The organism is Terriglobales bacterium (assembly GCA_035764005.1).
Classification (GTDB): domain Bacteria; phylum Acidobacteriota; class Terriglobia; order Terriglobales; family Acidobacteriaceae; genus Gp1-AA112.
The window spans coordinates 42,287-60,683 of record DASTZZ010000072.1 but is presented as its reverse complement, the minus strand read 5'-3'; the positions used below and the strand labels follow the sequence as shown (position 1 = coordinate 60,683).

The following is an 18,397-nucleotide window of genomic DNA, read 5'->3' as shown; positions in this document are numbered from 1 at the left end:
TTCGAACTCCTATCTTGTGCTTTTCACTGCTGTGCTTACTTTTTTGGAAGCTCTTCCGATGCTCTATTCCGTTCGCTTCCCCGGCCGCCTCCGCCACATTTCCGGGACGCTCGAATGCGAGCTAAATGATTGTTTATCAGGATGTTAGCTGCAAATAGCCTTGTTGTGCATTATAGCACGAGAGCAGGTTGTCCGGCGTCCCCGCTAAGATCGATGTTTTAGATTTTTAAAACCATTCATTTAGAGCTTTTAGATTGACGTGAGCTGCGGCTGAACCTACTCTCGGCTGTCGCTGTTTTAGTAGACAACACTGCAATTTAAGAAGTGAACTCTGCCATTGTCTCCTGCTCACTCCACCATGAGGTACTCCAAGATGAAGGTCAGAAATTCCATTTACGCGCTCTGCGCGATTTTTTTGTTGTTCTGCGCGCTTATCGCTTCGGCTCAGGAAACACGCAGCACTATCAGCGGTACGGTTACCGATCCTGGCGGCGCTGCCATTCCCGGAGCGAATGTCACGGTCACGGAGGTTCGCACCGGGGTACAAACGCCCACGAAAACCGACGCTACCGGCCACTACAACATTCCATTTCTTCCGCCCGGCCAATACCAAATCGAAGCAGAAGCGAGCGGCTTTCGATCATTCCTTCGCAAGGGAGTCACGCTGGCCTCGAGCGAGCATCCGGTGATCGACGTTCATCTTGAAGTTGGTCAGGCGACACAAACTGTGACCGTGACGGCAGAGGCTCCGATTCTTGAGACGGCGAACAGCTCCATAGGGCAGAGCATCACGACCAAAGAGGTCGAAGACTTTCCACTGAACGGACGCAATCCGATGATGATCACGCAACTTGCCATCGGAGTGATTGCTACCGGTCAGCCTGCGCTCGTGCACCCCTTTGACAATGGCGCCGCGTCAGCGTGGAGCATTGGAGGCACGCCTTCGCAGACGGCTGAGATTCTGATGGATGGCGCCCCCAACGCAAGTTGGGATAACCGCGTTGCCTATGCCCCGCCACAGGACGCAGTGCAGGAAGTAAAAGTAAAAGCCTTTGATGCCGACGCAGGTTACGGACACACCGGCAGTGGCACGATCAACCAAATCATGAAGACCGGTACCAACAATCTGCACGGATCTGCGTACTGGTTCACCCAGCCGTCAGATTGGACGGCGAACGACTTCTTCAACAATCGACAGGGAATTCCTACGGCGGCGACTAAATTCAATCAGTATGGATTCACAGCCGGCGGCCCGGTTGATGTTCCTAAGATCTATAACGGGAAAAATAAACTCTTTTGGTTTGCAGCATTTGAGAAGCTGAACGATAGTCAGCCGAATGCAAAATTGCTGACCGTTCCCACAGCCGCCGAACGCACCGGAGACTTCTCCTCTCTTCTGGCGCTGGACAGCTCGTATCAGATTTACAACCCGTACAGCGGCGTGGTGAGCGGAACGACAGTCACTCGTCAACCGTTCTTCTGCGACGCCGGCGGGAATCCAATTACGCCGAATCTCACTCCTGGTCCCAGCTTCGGAACGCAGGCGGCTGGAACACCGTGCAACAAAATTCCGCAACAGCTGCTCAATCCTGTCGCGCTGGCGTACCTGAAGTTCTATCCCCAGCCAAACCTGCCTGGAGAATCCGACGGATACAGCAACTACGGAAATTCAGTAACTACAGATGACAGCTACGGCAATGAACTCGGTCGCATTGATTGGGCGATGAGCGATCGCAGCCGCTTGTCTTTCAACATTCGCCACAACAACGAACTGCAATCGAAGAATAACTATTTTGGGAACAACACCACCGGCTCCCAGCTAGTTCGGCAGAATTGGGGAGGTACGGTTGATGAGGTCTTTACTTTCAATCCAACTACGGTGATGGACGTGCGCTCGAACTACACACGCTTGCGCGAAGCGCATCCCTCTCCGAGCGCCGGATTCAGCCCCACATCGCTGGGCTTCCCGGGATACATCTCCGGCAACAGTCCCTACCTCCAGCTTCCGGTGATCAGCTTTGGCAGCAGTTGCGGCAACGACACCACACAGGCAACCAGCTTCGATTGCTTCAGCTCGACCGGGGCGAACCTGATTCCTTCTAACTCCTATCAGCTTTACGGAAACGTCGAGAAACAGCTCCACAGCCATACGCTGAAGTTCGGCGCCGATGGGCGTCGTTACACGCTGAACGCGCAGAGCTACGGTGCGTCGACGGGATCTTTCAGCTTTGGTACGGGTTGGACGAACGGTCCAACCACGGACGCAGCGGCTTCGAATTTCGGACAGGATTTCGCGGCTTTCATGCTGGGATTACCCACTGGGGGAAGCTACGACCTCAATACTCGTGGAACTTATAACGAGTACTACTACGGAATCTTTGTTCAGGACGATTGGCGCATACGACCCAATCTGACTCTGAATCTCGGAGTTCGCTACGATCGCGACAATCCGTACTCGGAGAAGTTAGGTCGAACGGTGAATGGATTCAACACTGTCGATGCAAATCCAATTGCCGCCGCTGCAATTGCTGCATACAACAAGAAGCCCATCCCGCAGATTCCGGCGGGCAGCTTCGCTGTACCGGGCGGACTTACGTTCGCTTCCCCCAGCAATGGCGCACTCTGGGACAACGTCTCGCACATGGTGAGCCCGCGTATCGGTTTTGCGTGGACGCCGGACAATCTCAACGGCAAGGTCGTAATTCGCGGCGGCTTTGGGATGTTTGTTCAGCCCATTGCGCTTTCCAGCCTTGGGCCCAATGGCAAATGGTCGAGCAGTCCCATTTTGACCCAGGAGGGTTTCAGTCAGAGTACTCCGCTGCTGGTACCGAGCGATCTCTCTTCACCCACGGTCACGCTGAGTGACCCGTTTCCCTCAGGATTCCTGCAGCCGGCCGGATCCTCCGCTGGTCTCGCCACGTTCAATGGGCAGAACATTAATTTCTTCAGCCCAGTCATGAAAAATCCATATTCTGAGCGGTGGAATTTCGGATTCCAGCAGGAACTCGCGCACAACTTGCTCATGGAGGTGGACTACATCGGCAATCACGCGGTTCATCTTCCGGTCACGTTCACCGAGCTGAACGGAATCCCGCGCCAGTACCTGAGCACGTTGCCGTACAGAGACGCCACTCTGATCAAGACTCTGACTTCGAACGTGACCAATCCATTCAAAGGATTGATCCCTGGCACCAGCTTGAATGGATCCACGGTTAAGCTGAACCAATTGCTGGCGCCATTTCCGGAATTTCCGGTGGCCGGCGATTCGACGACGTTCAGCTCAGGGATTACGGAAAACAACCTCAATGTAGGAAGTTCCAACTTCAACAGCTTCAACGTTCGACTTGAGAAGCGACTCTCGCAGGGTCTGTCGATGGTTGGCGTGTATTCGTACTCGAAGCTGATTGAAGCCGACAGTTGGCTCAACAATACCGATCCGGCTCCCGAGCGTCGGGTTTCACCGTTCGATCACACGCATCATTTTGTAGTCGCGGCAAACTACGAGCTTCCCATTGGCCGCGGTAAACTCCTCAATCTGGACTCGGGATGGCTTAACAGCCTTCTTGGTGGATGGAGCACCAACGCAATCTACACTTACCAGACGGGCGCGCCGATCCTGTGGATGAATGGCAGCACGAATAATCCTGGCGACTATCCGATCTGCGCAGTTGCCACGGTCAAGGGTGCGTGTCCGAACGGCGCCAATGGCGTGCCTCAGGCTACGACGGCATTCCCGATTTCCGGCGTGGATCCTCGGCAGGTCGCGGACGGTGTGCCGGCGTTCGATACCTCACACTTCGTTACAACATCATCGCAACAGTTCCAATTCCACCTTCGCACGGTGCCAAGTACATTTAGCTATCTGCGCCAGGATGGACTCAATAACTTCGATGCGTCGGTCATCAAGAAATTCGCAGTTGGCGAGCAGCGATACTTCCAGTTCCGCATGGAAGCGTTCAATGTTCTCAACCATCCGACCTTCGATGCACCGAGCACGTCAGTCAAGAGCTCAAATTTTGGGATGATTACCTCGCAGGCCAACCTCCCCCGGCAGCTCCAGATGGGCCTGAGATTCGTGTTTTAGCGAAGCAAACGTGGAGCCGGGCGCCCTCGCCCGGGTGTTGCGACATTCGAACACCCGGTCGAGACAGCTTCCGGCAAACTCTGCTGCAACGAAGGGACCAACAGGAGAATGACGACTCGCCGCACATTTCTCAAAATGGGAATCAGCGCAGGCGCACTCGCCGCGAGCGGACGCATCTGGGCGCACGCTGGATCTGGCTCAGATTCAGCGAGTTCAGCTGCCGTTTGGGACGAGGTCCCGCGAATTCTCGCGCGCATCAAGGCTCCCAAGTTCCCATCGCGGGAACTTGAGATCACTAGGTACGGCGCCAAAGCGGACAATCAGACCGACAATACCGAAGCAGTTCGGGCCGCCATTGCCGCATGCTCTAAAGCCGGCGGAGGCCGAGTGGTGATTCCGCGCGGTGAGTTCATCACCGGAGCGATCGAACTCAAGAGCAACGTGAATCTTTACGTCAGTGAGGGCGCCACGCTGCGCTTCACTCGCGATCCTTTGAAGTATCCGCTGGTCTTCACGCGATGGGAAGGCACAGAGTGCATGAACTACTCGCCTTTCATCTATGCCTTCGAGCAGGAGAACCTGGCGATTACGGGCAAGGGAACGATCGACGGCAACGCCGATCATGAGCATTGGTGGAAATGGCGCTCAACTCGAGCTCCCGGTTCGGGAAAAGATCAGCCCTCGGATCGCGAGAAGCTTGTGCAAATGGCTACGCAGGGAGTTCCGCCGAAGCAGCGCGTCTTTGGTCCCGGACATTATCTCCGTCCGCAATTCATTCAGCCGTATCGCTCCAAGAACATTCTGATCGAAGGCGTGCATCTAGTGAACTCGCCGATGTGGCAGGTGACGCCGTGTTTGTGCACCAACGTCACAGTTCGCAATCTCAACATCGACGCTTCTGGCCCAAACACCGACGGATGCGATCCCGAGTCGTGCTCCGACGTATTGATCGAGAACTGCTTTTTCAATACCGGCGACGACTGCATTGCGATCAAATCCGGACGCAACGACGATGGCCGCCGCGTGAACGTTCCTTCTCAGAACATCGTCATCCAGGGCTGCCACATGAAGAACGGTCACGGCGGCGTGACCATTGGCAGCGAGATCTCCGGAGGCGTGCACAACATCTATGCGCGGAATTGCCAGATGGATAGCCCAATTCTCTACATGGCGCTGCGCATCAAGAACAACGCCGCGCGGGGCGGTCTGATCGAGAAGATCTACATGCGTGATATGACGGTGGGTCAGGTAGCGCAGGCGCCGATCGGAATCGACTACTACTACGAAGAAGGCGAAAAGGGCGGCTACACGCCGGTCGTGCGTGATGTCGCAGTGGAGAATTTGAAGAGCGAGAAATCGAAGTACGGAGTCTATCTACGCGGATTCAAGAACGATCCGATCAAAGATATCTCTCTTGCGAATTGCGAGTTCGACGGCGTCGCGGACGGAAACGTAGTGGAAAACGTGGACAATATTTCACTTCGCAACGTTCGCATCAATGGACAAGAAGTGCAGCGACTCACGAGCTAAGGACCAGTTCGGGAACAGGACATAATGGGCCCATTCATCCACGACGACTTTCTTCTCGAAAATGGCACCGCGCGTCGTTTATACCAACGCTATGCCGAATCACAGCCGATCATCGATTATCACTGCCACATCTCGGCCAAAGACATTGCCGAGAACCGGCGCTTCAGCGATCTATTCGAAATCTGGCTCAAAGGCGATCACTACAAATGGCGCGCGATGCGCGCCAACGGCGTAGATGAGCGCTACTGCACAGGCGACGCGAAGCCCTGTGAGAAGTTCCTCGCCTGGGCGAAGACGGTTCCTTACACGCTGCGGAATCCGCTCTATCACTGGACTCATTTGGAACTCGTCCGCTACTTCGGAATTGAAGAGCTCTTGAATGAAGAAACTGCCCCGCGCATCTGGCGCGAAGCTAACGAGCAGCTTGCGGGCGACGATCTCAGCGCGCAAGGCATTCTGCGCAAATTCAAGGTTGAAGTCGTTTGCAGCACCGACGATCCCACAGATTCGCTCGAATACCACCAAGCGATAGCCGAGCAAGGACTAGCAACGCGGGTATTTCCAACGTTCCGTCCGGACGCTGCCTTTCGCATCGAAGATCCCGCGGAGTTTAACGGGTGGCTCGCAACACTGGAGCGCGCGGCTGATACCCAGATCACACGCCTGGGCGATCTGCTCAGTGCACTTCGCGTGCGCCACGATACTTTCCACCAGATGGGCTGCCGCGCCTCCGATCACGGACTCGACACCTGCCCGGCAGAAGCATGCACTGAGCAGCAGGCAGCGACAATTTTCGATGCTGTTCGCTCGGGCAAAGTTCCCGATCCGGAACAGGCGTTGCAGTTCGCCAGCTTCATGCTGCTCTACACAGCGCACCTCGATGCCGAAAAGAGATGGATCAAGCAACTCCATCTCGGAGCGCTGCGCAATGCCAATCCGCAAGCATTCCGAACTCTGGGACGCGACACCGGGTTCGACTCAATGGGCGACTGGCCGCAGGCTTCGGCGCTCGCGCGCTTCATGGGGCGGCTGAGCGAGGAAAATGCGATGCCCAAGATGATTCTGTACAACGTGAATCCCACCGACAACTATGCCTTTGCCACCATGGCCGGCAACTTCCAGGGCGGGACCCCGGGAAAGATCCAATTCGGCACAGGCTGGTGGTTTCTAGATCAGAAGGAAGGAATCGAGTGGCAGTTGAATGCTCTTTCGAATACGGGATTGCTCTCGCGCTTCGTCGGCATGGTGACAGACTCACGCTCTTTCATGTCTTATCCGCGTCACGAGTACTTCCGCCGCGTGCTCTGCAATTTGTTGGGCGGCGAGATGGAACGGGGCTTACTGCCCAATGACGAAGCACTTGTCGGAAAGATGGTAGAGGCAATCTGCTACGGCAATGCTGCGGCGCACTTCCCATTTCCGGAAGGAGTTACAAAAGAGAATGGAGCGGCCCTGGCAGGAAGCGCACAGTAGGCTCTGATGGTTCCGTGGAGCCGGGCGCCCTCGCCCGGGTTTTGGTGGTGATACTTGGTCATCAGGATTGCCTCTTAACAGTCATTCACAACTACCGATATGAACATTGAAGACAAACACCCGGGCGGGGGCGCCCGGCTCCACGTTGGTTTCTCGCTTTTGGTCTGCGCTTTGGCTTGCACATTGCTTTTGTCGCGTGCGTCTGCGGCCCAAGACACTCGCACGGTTACCGAACCGCACATACCTGCGATTTGCTCCACGCTGAAAGCCAATCTCATCGCAACAAACGCCAACTTGCGCGAGCAAGATGAAGAGAAGCTCGATACCGTTCGCATTCAGGAGGCGCTCGATTCCTGCACTCCGGGTAACGCCGTCGAACTTCGCGCCGATGGCGAGCGCAATGCCTTTCTCTCTGGTCCGCTGGAACTCCGGCACGGAATCACGCTGCTGGTGGATGCCGGCGTCACGCTCTTCGCTTCGCGCGATCCACGCCTTTACGACGTTTACCCCGGCGTTTGCGGCACGGTGACTAAGGACAACAGGCGAGGCTGCAAGCCGCTGATTCATGTCGCAGATACCGAAGCGGCTGTCATGGGCGACGGCGTGATCGACAGTCGCGGAGGAGCCAAGCTTCTGCACGCGAACGTAAGCTGGTGGGACCTGGCGCAGGAGGCCAAAGTCCAGAAGGCCTACCAGAATTGTTTTCGCATAATCGTCGGGGACCGCGCCGACAACTTCATTCTCTACCGCATTACGCTGAAGAACTCGCCCAACTTCCACGTCATCGTGAATCGCACAAACGGGTTCACCGCCTGGGGCGTGAAGATCGACTCTCCCAAAACGGCACGCAATACCGACGGCATCGATCCGTCATCTTCGACCAACGTCAGCATTCTCCATTCGTTCATTCACGCCGGTGATGATAACGTTGCGATCAAAGCTGGATCGAATGGCCCATCGACGCACCTCACGATTGCGGATAATCATTTCTATACCGGCCACGGAATGTCGATTGGCAGCGAGACGAATGGCGGAGTCAGCGACGTAGAGGTTCGCGATCTGACTATCGACGGAGCCGATAATGGCCTTCGCATCAAGTCGAACTCGACGCGAGGCGGGACTGTTCGCAATATCTCGTACTCGAATGTCTGCATTCGCAATACGAAAGAGCCGCTGGTTTTCGATCCGTTCTACAGCACGGAGCGTGGAACGGATGTGCCGGCGTTCGAGGACATAATGTTGCATGGCGTGCACATACTCACGCCGGGCAAAATGAGCTTCCTGGGCAGCGATCCCCAGCACCTCACGCGTATTCGACTCGACGGCGTGCGCGCCGACTCTTACGATCCCAGGCTGGTGCGCGCTGCCAATGCACGGATCACGATCGGACCCGAGGGCTCAAACATCGTTCCCACCGGAGCCAACGTTGTCGTCGAGGGAAAGCCCGGCAATGCTGACGCTCCCGACTGCAGCGGACGTTTTGTCCCATTCCCACAGCCTGCAACTGAGAAAGCCGACACATCGAATTACGAAAGAGTGACGGTCGCCGCTGACGGATCGGGAGACTACAGATCCGTGCAGGAGGCGATGAACGCGCTTCCCGAAACGGGAGGAACGATCCACGTGTTGGCGGGAACATACCGGGAGGTCGTCGACATTACCAAGCCCAACGTGCGATTGATCGGGGACGCGAAGAATCCGTCAGCGGCAGTCATCGTCTTTGACAAGAGCGCAGGCACCGCCGGTGGAACCTTCAAGAGCGCCACGGTCAACGTGCTCGGCGATAACTTCTATGCCGAAGGAGTTACCTTCCAAAACGATTTCGGCAAGAAGAATCCAGAGGCGACGCAAGGGACGCAAGCGGTCGCGCTGTCAGTGCACGGCGATCGCGCGGTCTTCCGGCACGTGCACATTCTCGGCGCGCAGGACACGTTGTTTGCGGCGGCAAAGTCCTGTGCCTCCGATACCGGGCCATGTGTTCCTGCGCGCCAGTACTTCGAGGACTGCTACATCGAAGGCCACGTCGATTTCATCTTCGGCGACAGCAAGGCCGTCTTTCAGAACTGCGAGATTCACGCGATCGCGCACAAGACCGTTTACTTGACCGCCCAGAGCAAGCGGTATTCCGATCAGCAAAGCGGATACGTCTTCGATCGCTGCAAAGTCACGGCAGATCCCGGAGTGCAGGAACTGTATCTTGGAAGGCCGTGGAGACCGTATTCGACGGTGGTGTTTCTCAACACCGATCTCGACGCGCAAGTCATGCCCGTGGGTTGGCACGAATGGCATACCGGCGAGACGCATTCGGTCGATACGGCGTTCTATGCCGAGTATCATTCCACCGGCCCGGGCGCGAACCCCAGCGCGCGGGATCCGCACTCGCATCAACTCACCGAGGCCGAGGCGCAGAAGTTCAGCCCCGAAAATTTCTTGCGCGGCGATGACGGCTGGAATCCGGAAAAGTAGCGAACGTACGATACCAAGTGAGGCTTCGGTTTCAGGGTGAAGCCCGCGAGTTTAGTCGCGGGCGACGCGCTAGCGTCGTCAAATAAAGGTCAACTCACTCGGCGCTTTAGCGCTGGTATAACGCGCTAGAGCGCATGCCGGCGCTAAAGCGCGAGTGTTGTTTGGTCGCTCCCAGACGCACGGCTTTGCCGTGCGCCCCCGACTAAAATCGGGGGCTCCACCGGCAGACAATCCGTGTCTCGCTGCGCATCATCTACTTCACTACTACCGTCATCACACGATCCATTCCCTTCTGGGCCATGTCGCGATTGAAGGCTGGTACATCATTCGAGTAGAAGCTGTTGAAGTCGGATTGTGTCTTCTCGAGTTTGCCATGCAGCAGGTTGTACACCTCGATTTCCGATTGCGTCGGCGGGAAGTCGGGATTGCCGGATACGTCGGCGCCGCCGCTGCCCACCTCTGCCTGTAGCCAGATGAACTTCAAATAGAGTTGCAGAGGACCGCGGAACGACTTCATGTCGCCCTCCGCAATCGTGCGCTGGAGCAATTGATCTTCGATCGCCAGCGCTTTGCCATCCAACTGCCTGCTTGCTTCGCTGAACGAGTTGTCCGCATTGGAGGCCTTCAGCATCTTCTGCATGTCTTCGAGCTGGCGGCGTGTCCATTCGAGTTGGTTGATCATGCGAACGGAGTCGTTGGCATCGTTGTAGATGGAGACTGAAAGCTTCGTCGCGGCTTCTACGTCAGCTCCTGAGCCCGAGGTGTTTGGATCTTTTAACACGGTGAGCTTCTGGGTAAGCGTCTGGCCGTCAGCGACAAGCTTGACCGTGTACTCGCCCGGGGCAACTAGCGGACCGATCGTCGGCTCGCCGCTTGGAGCGCGCATCGGACGATTGTTTTCGCTTCGGCCAACTCCGTAGTAGTAAACCGGACGCGATTCCTTTCCGACGAAGCGTTTTTCTTCCCAAATGTGCGGATTGCCTTCCGGCGTAGTCCGCAGGGCGACATCCATGACCGGCGGATAACGCAAGTCCCAATAGGTGCGATTGATGCCCGCAGCGTTCTCGCTCTTCAGAGTGCGAATAGTTTTGCCGTCCGGACCTTCCACGATGATCTCAATCTTTTTTGCCGGCTGTTTTAGGAAGTAGTTAATCGAAGCTCCGTAAGCAGGGTTCTCTCCTTCGACGCCTTCGGCCATCTCACGATGAAAGATCTCGCGAAACCGATACGCAGGACGCGGCGTAAACAGATGAACGCTCTTGTTGCGAATGGAATCGTCGAACTGCTCAAGCGGAGTGAGATCGTCGAGAATCCAGAAGCCACGCCCATAGGTTCCGACGACGAGATCTTTGAAATGGTCTTGCACGGTAATCCAGTGAACGGGAGCGTGCGGCAGATTATTTTGCAACGGCTGCCAATGATCGCCATCGTCGAACGAGACATAGAGCGCATTCTCAGTACCTGCGTACAGCAGACCGCGTCGCACAGGGTCTTCCTGAATGGAATCCGTGTAGCTGAGCGGCGATTTGGGAATGCCGTTTACGATCAGCTTCCATGTTTTCCCGAAATCGGAAGTGCGATAAAGATACGGATCGCGAATGTTCACCTGGTGTCCATCCACGGCGATGTAACATGTGCCTGCCTCGTACTTCGACGGAATCACCGCATCGACAGTCATCTTCGGCGGCATACCTTTGGGAGTGACGTTCGACCAATGCGCTCCGCCGTCGCGTGTCATCTGCACCAGCCCATCGTTCGTGCCTGCCCAGATTTGTCCTTTCTCAGCCGGCGATTCGGCCAGCGCGAAGACCACGCCTGCATACTCTACGCTCAGGTTATCGACGGTCAGCCCTCCGGAGTCTCCGTGCATCGATGCATCGTTCAATGTCAAGTCGGGACTAATCGTCTGCCATGTCTGCCCGCCATCGGAGGTCTTGTGTACGTACTGGCTGCCCACGTAAACCGTGTTGTGGTCGTGCGGGGAGATCGCAATCGGATATGTCCAGTTCATGCGAATCTTCACCTGCCCGGCGTTAGCGCCCATCGTGCGATCCGGCCATACGCTGACTGATCGCGCGTGCCCCGTGCGCAGATCGAAGCGTTCGGTTACGCCGGCGTAGCAACCCGCCCACACGATATTTGAGTCGACAGGATCAGGAGTGCTCCAGCCGGTTTCGCATCCGCCGGTTGTGATCCAATCAGCTGCCGGGATACTGTCGCCGCCGAGATCATCGCTCGGTCCTCGCATTGAGGGACCGTCCTGCATCTGGCCATAGACGAAGTAAGGAACGCGCGTGTCAGTTGATGCGTGATAGATCTGCGCAATGGGAAGCCGCGTCCAGTTCCATTCTTTGCCGCGGACAACGGTGATGGCTACGCCGCCGTCGCTGCCGATCATCATGCGGTTCGGATTCTGCGGGTCCGCCCACATATCGTGATTGTCGCCGCCCCAGCGCACCAGATCGGCAGTCTGCCCTCCGTCGTAGGTCACTCCCATGCTGTTTGATGGGAAATAGACTTCGTTTTCGTTGTCGGGCATCACCAGCATGCGCGTGTAGTAGTGCGGACGCTCGTTGAGCAAGCGGCTGTAGTTGACGATCCGCCAGTTCTCGCCACCATCGTCGCTGCGCCATAGAGAGCCGCGCTGGCCGGTTTCAATCAGCGCGTACACGCGGCTGGAATCGCTCGGAGCGACTGCTACGGCGATTTTCCCTAATGGGGAATCGGGCAGGCCGTGTCCGGTGATGTGCTTCCAGGTGTTCCCGCCATCGTGGGTGACGAACACACCGCTACCAGGACCACCGCTGTTGCGTCCCCAGGTCTTAATATCGATCTGCCATGTGCCTGCGAAGAGCGTGTTGGAGTCTTTAGGATCCATTGAGAGATCGGAGGCTCCTGTGTTCTCATCGACGAACAGGACACGCTCCCAGGTCTTACCTCCATCTTTGCTGCGGAAGACGCCGCGTTCCGGCTGCGGACCGTAGCAGGTGCCGAGCGCCGCGACAAAGACAATGTCCGGATTACGCGGATCGATGATGATGCGGGGGATGCGTCCAGCAGCTTCGAGACCCATGTGCTGCCACGTCTTGCCTGCATCAGTGGATTTGTAAACGCCGTTACCAATCGAGACGTTGCTCCGAATGAAGGTTTCTCCCGTGCCCACCCACACGATGCTGTGGTTGGATGGAGCAATCGCGATTGAGCCGATCGACTGGGCAGTCTCTTTATCGAAGACTGGATGCCAATTGAATCCGCCGTCGGATGATTTCCAAACGCCGCCGGAAGCAGCTCCGGCGTAGTAGACGTTCGGATTTCCAGGTTCTCCCAAAACGGCACTCACTCGATTCCCCGGCGGCCCGATGAACCGATATTCAAGATGGGCAAAGGGAGACTCCGGCGCAGCATTCGCAGCTTCTGTCGGCGAGGTCGCAGGAGTGGCCTGCGCGCCGGCGTGAGTTTCCGGTCCAGCTCCGGATTTCTTCCTATTCTGCGGCGCGTTCGTCGAGGGCTTTTGCTGCGTCGCCGCGAACGCCAGAAAAGAAGTTGTTATGAGAAGTAGAAGAAACAGACTATTACAGCGCGAAGCCAGCTTCCGAGCCAATCTTCACCTCGCGATAGGTGTGGGTTTTGGGACGAATGAATCAAGAACGGGAAATACTAACCCGCAAACCTGCATGTGTCGATAAAGCCTGCTAGCGGCTGTTACCTGCCAACCGAGCCGCGGCAAATCTTTCCGCTTGCAAAGTCCTCCGAGTAGTAGCAGAATTTGGGCCGCTTTGAGTTGGTTCTTTGCTGTTCACTCCTGGTGAATCAGCTCTGGCCTCGGCTCCGCGCGTTCGGTTTCACGGGATACAGAAGCTCGCAGCCACGCGGTGCGTGCTCACAGACCCCAGCAAGTTCTCCGGTAAGTTACCGGAGTGAACGTTCGGCCCCGATTCGATCCGCCACTGGTGGATCATGTCCGCAGTTTGGAGCAGCGCGGGCGAGTTTGATTCGCTCATCTGGCTGTCGTCCATTCGGGCTCCTTTTAGGCCCGAGCTCAGGCCCTGACAAGAAGAACACCCACTCGCTCGCCGAGATCGGCGCGCGTATGGATCTTGCGCGGTTCGTTGAGGCCCCATGGACACCTCTTCCCACGACGTCCTACTCGTTGGCGGCGGAGGCGCAGGTTTGCGCGCTGCCATCGCCGTAGCCGAAACCAATCCCAATCTTCGCGTTGCCGTCATCTCCAAGGTTTATCCCATGCGCAGCCATACCGTGGCTGCCGAGGGTGGCGCCTCCGGCGTGATCAAAGCAGACGATTCCCTCGACGAGCATTGCTATGACACGATCTCCGGTGGCGATTGGCTGTGCGATCAGGATGCCGTCGAGGCGTTCGTGCGCGAAGCTCCGCAGGAGCTTTTACGCCTTGAGCATTGGGGATGTCCCTGGAGCCGCGAGCCCAACGGGCATATTGCCGTGCGCGCATTCGGCGGAATGAAGAAGAAGCGCACCTGGTTCGCCGCCGACAAAACCGGCTTCCACATCCTGCACACGCTTTTTCAGACGACTCTGAAATACAACGAAATTCAGCGTTACGACGAGTGGTTCGTTACCAAACTGCTGATCGACGATGGACGCGTGCAGGGCGTCGTCGCTATCGAGCTGATGTCGGGCCGGATTCAGGCAATTACCGCGAAATCGGTAATCATCTGCACCGGAGGCTGCGGGCGCGTGTTTCCGTACACCACCAATGCCGCGATCAAGACTGGCGACGGAATGGCTCTTGTCTTCCGCGCCGGCGCTCCGCTGAAGGACATGGAATTCGTGCAATACCATCCAACCGGTCTTCCGTTTACGGGGATTCTTATCACCGAAGCCGCGCGCGCGGAAGGCGGATATCTCATCAACAAAGATGGATACCGCTATCTGCAAGACTACAACCTCGGGCGTCCCGAGCCACGGCCTGTGTTGCGGTCGATGGAACTCGGGCCGCGCGACCGGCTGTCGCAGGCATTTGTAAAAGAGCTCCAGCGCGGACGTACGATCCCGGGGCCGTACGGACCAGTTGTGCATCTGGACTTGCGGCACCTTGGAGAGCGGCTCATCAACCAGAAGTTGCCGTTCGTGCGCGAGCTTTGCCTCAAGTACGAGGGGTTGGATCCCGTAACCGATCTCATACCAGTACGGCCGGTTATTCACTACATGATGGGCGGAATTTCGACTGACATAGACGGCGCGACTCCGCTGCCCGGATTATTTGCCGCCGGGGAGTGCGCGTGCGTGAGCATCAATGGCGCGAATCGGCTGGGCTCTAATTCGTTGCCGGAGATTCTCGTCTTCGGAGCGCGCGCCGGAAGAGCGGCGGCGGAGTATGCGCAGACGGTTTCAGACGCGATAAGCCCCGCGATTATTGCGCAAGCCAACGACGAGCGTCGCCATCTGGAGCAAGATTTCCTGCACAAGAGCGGCGGCACGGAGCGGGTAGCGACGATTCGCGAAGCCATGCAGAAAGCGGTGGAGGACGGCGCGGGAATCTATCGCACCGAGAATTCATTGCGGTCCGCTGCGCAGACCCTGGCAGAGCTGCAGGAGCGTATCGCCAACATTTCGCTCGATGATCATTCGCGCACGTTCAACACGGAACTACTTTCGGCGCTGGAACTCACGTGCATGCTGGATGTGGCTACCTGCATCGTGCACAGCGCGCTGCATCGCACAGAATCACGCGGCGCGCATCAGCGGACCGACTATCCAAAGCGCGACGACCGCAACTTCCTCGCGCATTCCGTCATCACGCGCACGTCGAGCGGGAACATTCGGATCGACTATAAGCCGGTGACGATTACGCGCTGGCCTCCGGGCGAGCGCGTTTACGGACAGCAGCAGCCTCAGACCATCAAGCAGGTGGCAAGCGCATGAATATACCAACCATCGAAATGCAGGTCGCACGCTACTCTCCCGAGCGCGACACCGAACCCTATTTGCAACGCTTCGAGGTCCCGGTGAAGCCGGAATGGGTGATCCTCGATGCGCTGAACTACATCAAGGACAAGCTCGATGGAACGCTGACGTTCCGCTGGTCGTGCCGCATGGGCATCTGCGGAAGCTGCGGATACATGATCAACAACGAGCCTAAGCTCGGCTGTGCGACTTTCCTCTCGCAGTATCTTCCCGGGCCGATAAAGATTGAGCCGCTTCGGAATTTTCCTGTCGTTCGCGATCTGGTTGTTGAGATCTCAGAGTTTCTCGAAAAGCTGAAACGCGTGAAGCCTTGGCTGATTCACGAGAATGGCAATGGCGCGGGCGAATATCTGCAGACTCCCAGCCAACTGGAGGAATTTCGACAGCACAGTATGTGCATCAATTGTTTGCTGTGCTATGCCGCCTGTCCCATTTCAGGACTGGATCCGGTATTCATCGGCCCTGCGGCGTTGGCGTTGGCTCAACGCTACAACAAAGACTCTCGGGATGACGGAGCGGAAGAGCGCATGGCGATTCTCTCCCATCCTGAAGGCATTTGGGGATGCACGTTCGTCGGAGAGTGTACGAAGGTCTGTCCAAAGCACGTGGATCCGGCAGGGGCGATCCAGCAATACAAACTTGCAGCGGCAATCGAAGGCATGAAGCAGTTCCTGATGCCCTGGGGACAAAGACAGGAGGAGCGATGAGCAAAGCAGGACAGGCACCCGCTCCAATTCGTCCGCCACTCGCGCCACAACAGGAAACAGCTCCGACTTACACCGAATTTCATCCGCGCTGGTATCGGCCTCCGATTTCGACTTACTGGTGGTTGGGCAAGTCGGCGTATGTGAAGTTCATCTTGCGTGAGTTGAGCAGCGTTGCGGTCGCGTGGGCGGTGGCCCTGCTTCTGGTTCAGATCCGCGCGATCAGCAGCGGTGCCGATGCTTACACGCGTTTCCTGCATCGAATGTCTTCCCCGTGGATGATAACGATCAACATAGTTGCCTTTGCGTTTCTATTGCTCCACTCGATTACGTGGTTCAATTTGGCGCCGAAAGCTATAGCTGTGCGCATTCGTGGAATTCGCCTTCCCGGTTTGCTGATTTCTGGGCCACAATACGTGGCTTGGATTGCGATCAGCGCGATCATCTTCGCCGTTGTTCTCACCCGCTGAGGAGGAATTATGGTGAACAAAGAAACCGAGCCTATCTTCTGGACGCTTTTCAGCGCCGGCGGAGTTGTCGCCGCGCTTTTTCTTCCGGCGCAGCTGTTCCTTTTTGGGATAGCAGTGCCGCTGGGCTGGGTTCATACTCCGGCCCTCGCAGGAATGCTCGCGCTGCTGCAGTCTCCGATCACACGCATTTACCTGCTCGTTGTCTGTTCGTTGCCGCTGTTTCACTTCGCTCACCGTTTCCGCTACACGCTTTATGACGGCTTGCAGATCAAACATCTAAACGAGATGGTGTTCGCAGCCTGTTATGGTGTGGCGGTAATTGGAACACTAGCAGCGGCTTATTTAGTGATCAGGCTGTGAAACACCTGGGGAAGATTTGTCGAGGTGCACGATGGAATTGAAACTCAAAACCATTTCTTCAGCTGGTATTGGTGCGGCAATTGCCAAGGCTGAGCGCTATCGCTATCTCAACGAGCCGGAAGAGGCGGAATCAATCTGCCGCGACGTGCTTGCTGTCGATCCGTTGAACCAGATGGCTCAGCGCGTTCTGGGGCTGTCTATTACTGATCAGTTCAGTGGCGGGGCGAAAGACCGCTTCAACGAGGCGGCAGCGATTTTCAATGCTCTCGAAGAAGAGTATGCCCGCTGTTATTACACCGGCATTTTGCACGAGCGACACGCAAAAGCGCAGTTGCGCGTGGGGCGCCCTCCGCAGGCGATTGCCGCGGAGCTTGAAGAAGCAATGCGCCAGTTCGAGAGTGCTGAGCGGCTGCGCGGACGAGCCAACGATGAGGCCATTTTGCGCTGGAATCGCTGCGCTCGACTGTTAGAGACCATTCCTCATCCGCAATCGACGGAAGCGGAGCACATCTTCGAATCGGAAGAGATTCCGCCTCATCCTTCTCATCACGCCACGGCTGCGCGCGTGGGACGTCATCACTGACTCCAACCGCGGCGCAGTCCTCGCACACGCTCATCACGAATCATACGTGTAGCTCGATTACTAAAGGACATGTACGGGCGGGCATAGACCTTCGCACGAAGGGAACGGGACCAGTCCATTCGACCAATGCCAGATGGAATCTTGCTTGCACGCGGGCGTTCGCCTGTGACATGACTTTGGTTTGAAATGATGCTCTCCCAAAACGGGTCAGTCGTGTAATCATTTTCTCGTGCTCGGAAATCCCCACCGAGAAGGAGGGAATTTGATGAGAAGCACAAAACTCTTGTTGTCTATGTTGTCCTTGAGCTTGGTACTTGCCTTGCCTGGAGCTATGGCCGCGCAAAATGGAAAGAAGTCAGCGCAAGATGTGCAAGGTGGCAAGCTCTCAATTGACGGCGGAGTCGTTATGTACAACGCCTGCAATAACAACCAGTCTCTCGTGGAAGCCGATGGCTACACTGAGGTGAACTATCAGGTAAACGGTAACAACGTGACCGTCCACGTTCTGTTCCACAACGATGGGTCGCACCCGGAATGGGGGGCTGCTCCGTATCGGCTGAACCTTGAAGCGAGCCAGAACTTCAACGCCGTGGCCTCGACCTATGAGGTGCCTTTCCACTCGGTATGGACTGGAGACGCCGGCACTTTCACAATGGATGGAACGCTGCGTTTTGGCCTGAGCGGCAGCAACGGAAAGCCGTTCTCAAACATCCTGTGGGACGCTAATCATCCGTTGAATCTTGCTTGCAGCCAATAAGCGCCCTGAATAGAGGAACCAACAAGT

General features: G+C 56.7%; 11 protein-coding genes. 10 read left to right on the top strand and 1 reads right to left on the bottom strand.

What is annotated here, in order from left to right; all coding sequences use genetic code 11:
* Positions 1 to 373 precede the first annotated feature (373 nt).
* From VFU50_12580 to VFU50_12565, 4 genes are all read left to right on the top strand, one after another.
* A complete protein-coding gene (locus tag VFU50_12580; GenBank protein ID HEU5233690.1) occupies positions 374 to 4,084 on the top strand; it encodes a TonB-dependent receptor in 3,711 nt (1,236 codons plus the stop codon).
* 108 nt (positions 4,085 to 4,192) lie between these two features.
* Positions 4,193 to 5,614: a glycoside hydrolase family 28 protein gene (locus VFU50_12575; GenBank protein ID HEU5233689.1), complete on the top strand. Its 1,422-nt coding sequence runs from the start codon at positions 4,193 to 4,195 to the stop codon at positions 5,612 to 5,614.
* 24 nt (positions 5,615 to 5,638) lie between these two features.
* Complete coding sequence (gene uxaC / locus VFU50_12570) at positions 5,639 to 7,087, top strand: glucuronate isomerase (protein ID HEU5233688.1); 1,449 nt, start codon at positions 5,639 to 5,641, stop codon at positions 7,085 to 7,087.
* Between the two features lie 99 nt (positions 7,088 to 7,186).
* Positions 7,187 to 9,553: a pectinesterase family protein gene (locus VFU50_12565; GenBank protein ID HEU5233687.1), complete on the top strand. Its 2,367-nt coding sequence runs from the start codon at positions 7,187 to 7,189 to the stop codon at positions 9,551 to 9,553.
* A gap of 253 nt (positions 9,554 to 9,806) precedes the next feature.
* On the opposite strand, the gene VFU50_12560 is transcribed toward VFU50_12565, so the two are convergent.
* A complete protein-coding gene (locus VFU50_12560) occupies positions 9,807 to 13,154 on the bottom strand; it encodes a hypothetical protein (protein HEU5233686.1) in 3,348 nt (1,115 codons plus the stop codon).
* Between the two features lie 518 nt (positions 13,155 to 13,672).
* On the opposite strand from VFU50_12560, the gene frdA reads away from it, so the two are divergent.
* The 6 genes from frdA to VFU50_12530 all read left to right on the top strand — a co-directional run bounded on the left by frdA (position 13,673) and on the right by VFU50_12530 (position 18,370).
* Entirely contained in the window at positions 13,673 to 15,454 is a 1,782-nt protein-coding gene (gene frdA / locus VFU50_12555; GenBank protein ID HEU5233685.1) for a fumarate reductase (quinol) flavoprotein subunit, read from the top strand.
* A complete protein-coding gene (locus VFU50_12550) occupies positions 15,451 to 16,203 on the top strand; it encodes a succinate dehydrogenase/fumarate reductase iron-sulfur subunit (protein HEU5233684.1) in 753 nt (250 codons plus the stop codon). The genes frdA and VFU50_12550 overlap by 4 nt, the downstream gene beginning before the upstream one ends.
* Complete coding sequence (locus VFU50_12545) at positions 16,200 to 16,670, top strand: hypothetical protein (GenBank protein HEU5233683.1); 471 nt, start codon at positions 16,200 to 16,202, stop codon at positions 16,668 to 16,670. Before VFU50_12550 ends, VFU50_12545 begins: the two co-directional genes overlap by 4 nt.
* A 9-nt stretch (positions 16,671 to 16,679) precedes the next feature.
* Complete coding sequence (frdD, locus tag VFU50_12540) at positions 16,680 to 17,030, top strand: fumarate reductase subunit FrdD (GenBank protein ID HEU5233682.1); 351 nt, start codon at positions 16,680 to 16,682, stop codon at positions 17,028 to 17,030.
* Positions 17,031 to 17,061: 31 nt separating this feature from the next.
* A complete protein-coding gene (locus VFU50_12535; protein ID HEU5233681.1) occupies positions 17,062 to 17,613 on the top strand; it encodes a hypothetical protein in 552 nt (183 codons plus the stop codon).
* A gap of 265 nt (positions 17,614 to 17,878) precedes the next feature.
* Entirely contained in the window at positions 17,879 to 18,370 is a 492-nt protein-coding gene (locus tag VFU50_12530; protein HEU5233680.1) for a hypothetical protein, read from the top strand.
* The last annotated feature ends 27 nt before the right edge of the window (positions 18,371 to 18,397 follow it).

What these genes read in the sequence shown, in the direction of transcription:
- VFU50_12580 (HEU5233690.1), top strand. Translation starts at nt 374, where the DNA reads ATGAAGGTCAGAAATTCCATTTACGCGCTCTGCGCGATTTTTTTGTTG.
- VFU50_12575 (HEU5233689.1), top strand. Translation starts at nt 4,193, where the DNA reads ATGACGACTCGCCGCACATTTCTCAAAATGGGAATCAGCGCAGGCGCA.
- uxaC (HEU5233688.1), top strand. Translation starts at nt 5,639, where the DNA reads ATGGGCCCATTCATCCACGACGACTTTCTTCTCGAAAATGGCACCGCG.
- VFU50_12565 (HEU5233687.1), top strand. Translation starts at nt 7,187, where the DNA reads ATGAACATTGAAGACAAACACCCGGGCGGGGGCGCCCGGCTCCACGTT.
- frdA (HEU5233685.1), top strand. Translation starts at nt 13,673, where the DNA reads ATGGACACCTCTTCCCACGACGTCCTACTCGTTGGCGGCGGAGGCGCA.
- VFU50_12550 (HEU5233684.1), top strand. Translation starts at nt 15,451, where the DNA reads ATGAATATACCAACCATCGAAATGCAGGTCGCACGCTACTCTCCCGAG.
- VFU50_12545 (HEU5233683.1), top strand. Translation starts at nt 16,200, where the DNA reads ATGAGCAAAGCAGGACAGGCACCCGCTCCAATTCGTCCGCCACTCGCG.
- frdD (HEU5233682.1), top strand. Translation starts at nt 16,680, where the DNA reads ATGGTGAACAAAGAAACCGAGCCTATCTTCTGGACGCTTTTCAGCGCC.
- VFU50_12535 (HEU5233681.1), top strand. Translation starts at nt 17,062, where the DNA reads ATGGAATTGAAACTCAAAACCATTTCTTCAGCTGGTATTGGTGCGGCA.
- VFU50_12530 (HEU5233680.1), top strand. Translation starts at nt 17,879, where the DNA reads ATGAGAAGCACAAAACTCTTGTTGTCTATGTTGTCCTTGAGCTTGGTA.